This window comes from Caldisericota bacterium (genome assembly GCA_034717215.1).
Lineage (GTDB): Bacteria > Caldisericota > Caldisericia > Caldisericales > Caldisericaceae > UBA646.
The window spans coordinates 1-2,554 of sequence record JAYELD010000035.1 but is presented as its reverse complement, the minus strand read 5'-3'; the positions used below and the strand labels follow the sequence as shown (position 1 = coordinate 2,554).

General features: G+C 36.6%; 4 protein-coding genes. All 4 read right to left on the bottom strand.

What is annotated here, in order from left to right:
* On the bottom strand, positions 1-1,038 hold a 1,038-nt coding region (locus U9Q18_01575; protein MEA3313046.1), incomplete at its 3' end, for an FAD-dependent oxidoreductase.
* On the bottom strand, positions 1,035-1,307 hold the full coding sequence (locus U9Q18_01570) for a (2Fe-2S)-binding protein (protein ID MEA3313045.1): 273 nt from the start codon (positions 1,305-1,307) through the stop codon (positions 1,035-1,037). The genes U9Q18_01570 and U9Q18_01575, both read right to left, overlap by 4 nt.
* Positions 1,297-1,791: a 4Fe-4S binding protein gene (locus tag U9Q18_01565; protein MEA3313044.1), complete on the bottom strand. Its 495-nt coding sequence runs from the start codon at positions 1,789-1,791 to the stop codon at positions 1,297-1,299. Before U9Q18_01565 ends, U9Q18_01570 begins: the two co-directional genes overlap by 11 nt.
* Positions 1,784-2,554 (bottom strand): FAD-dependent oxidoreductase (locus tag U9Q18_01560; GenBank protein ID MEA3313043.1); only part of this gene is annotated, 771 nt, incomplete at its 5' end. The genes U9Q18_01560 and U9Q18_01565, both read right to left, overlap by 8 nt.

Genomic DNA, 2,554 nt, shown 5'->3' with positions numbered 1-2,554 from the left:
TATAAGTGATGCGAGAATCTTACCTACAACTGGGCCTAACATGAAACCATGCCCAGAATATCCACATCCCAGTATGAATCCGCTTATTTCTGTAGACCCTAATATTGGATGACGGTCAGGTGTTACTATATAATACCCTGCCCATTGTTTCATTATATTTACCGAAGAAAGAAATGGCAAAATGCTTATAATTTGTTTTGAATATTCTTCAAGGAAGTTTAACGTCGAGTTCAGATTTGATAGCGAGGGTTCTTTTAAGTCTGTTCCGCCTATGATTCTTCCCCTATGGGTTTGTAAAAAATAGAGTTCGTCTTTTACAACCATTGGGCCTAAAAAATTACACAAAGGTTCGCTAGCTGCAATTTGATGTCTGTATGGTTGCAATGGAAGGTTTAATCCGGTTAATTGTCCTATATATTTCGCTCCGTATCCAGCACCGTTTATTACAGTATTTGTTGTATATCTGTTTTTGTTGGTAATTACTTCTTGAATTTTATCATTTTTTACATGAATTTTATTTACTTCTTCAAATGTATTTATTTCTACTTTTTTCTCTTTAAGAAATATTTGCAGTGCATTTATTACGTCAAAAGGATATGCACTTCCATCTGTATGGCACCAACTTGCTCCCGCTATATCGTTTATGTTTAAATCTGGTACAATTTCTTTTGCTTCTTTCGTTGATATAATAGCACTTTCTATGCCAAATGTATTTTGGTATTTTACGTATTCTTTATGCCGAGCAAGTTCTTTCTTGTTGCTTAAAAGCCATAGGTAACCACCTTGTTCAAAATGAATGGGTATTGGAAGGTCATTATTCCATTCTTTCCAGAGCTTTACGCTTTCTTTCATTAAAACGATATGTTCTTTTGTTGTAAATTGTTGCCGTATACCCGAGCCACACCTTCCTGTGGAACCTGATCCTAAGTAGGATTTTTCAAGGATAGAGATATTTTTAATGCCAGATTTAACAAGGTAGTATGCTGTGGCAAGTCCTGTAATGCCTCCTCCGATGATTACAATGTCATGATTTTTCATTTCTTTACCTTTGAAAATATTCCGAATGGCACAGGAGTTTCAGGTGGGCGTGTTGTAGGCATTTCTATTTCATCAATTCTTTTTTTTAATTCTTGCGCAAGAATTTTTTCTGTTAAAGGAATGCATGTTTTTCCCTGGCAAGGCCCTGTGCTTAGCTGTAAATATTTTCGTAGTGATTCAATATCTTTGTATCCCTTATGGATTGCGTCTTTTATTTCTTTTAATGTAATATCTTCGCATCTGCAGATAATAATTTCTTCATCCTTCATTTGGCATCTCGATATTTCTTACTTCATACACAAGTTCCGGATCGTTAAACTGTACTGTGATTATTGCAGCACTTGTGTCTTTTTCTGGCAGGATAATTTTTGTTACTATTCCTTTCCCTATTTTTTCGCCTTTTCTATTTAAGAGGTTAACTTTTTCTCCCTTTTTTGGTGTCGGCAGCATTTCGTATGGCAAGCTTACTATTCCATTTCCATCTTTTATGTTTATAAGAAAGATTGCAAGTCCCGGGCAAATTTTGATGCAATTTCCGCAGCCAATGCATTTATCGAAATCTATATCGGGAATGCCATTGATTGTTTTCATCGAGACTGCGTGTACTGTACAGGATGTGACACAGGGGTTACACGGGATTTCTTGTGGACATTCAATGATAGCAACGGGGTTTTTTCTGATTCTTTCCAGTGACGGAAAATTTTCTTTTATATCCTCTGTTTTCAAAAATCCTGTCTTTAAAAAATTACTCATATTGTACTTCTTTCAGTCCTTCTCTTATTTTTTTTCCGAAAGGCCCGCTTCGTAATATGTTCAATTCTTTTATAGAAGATTCTCTTTCTTTTGTTGTATCTTTTCCCATTTTAATGAGCACTGAGTATGCAGCAATTGTTCCTTCTATCATAGCGGTTGATGCTTCTTCTATCCCATCAATGTCTCCCGCTACAAATGTATTTTTGAGAGATGTTTCAAGAAATCTATTTCTTATTGGGACATACCCGTCAAGAGAGGACACGTACTTTAATTGGCATCCTGCTTGTGCAAGCAATGTCACTGATGGTATAAGGCCGGTAGCGAGACATACTGTATCCACATTCCATATTTTTTCTGTGCCGGGGATTTCATCAAATTTTTTATCAAGGCTTACTGTCACTGCTTGCTCGACATGTTTATTTCCGTTTACTTCTTTAATTGTTGTGCTGGCAAGGATTGGCACATTGAAGCGTCTGAGTTTTGCTGCATGTACGAAGTATCCCCCGATACTAGGCAGAGCTTCTATTACTCCTTTTACGTTGATGCCAGCCTGAAGCATCTGGTATGAAACAATTAGGCCAACATTTCCTGCTCCTACCATTAATATGGATTTTCCTGGTTTTATGCCGAAGACATTCATTAATGTTTGTGCTGCGCCTGCACCGAATACTCCGGGAATATCATTTCCTGGGAATGGTATCATTTTCTCTGCGGCTCCCGTAGCAAATATAAAATATTTACTTTTAATTTTTACAAATTGATT

Excerpts from the sequence above, each read along its gene's own strand:
- U9Q18_01570 (MEA3313045.1), bottom strand. The coding sequence starts at position 1,307 with ATGAAGGATGAAGAAATTATTATCTGCAGATGCGAAGATATTACATTA.
- U9Q18_01565 (MEA3313044.1), bottom strand. The coding sequence starts at position 1,791 with ATGAGTAATTTTTTAAAGACAGGATTTTTGAAAACAGAGGATATAAAA.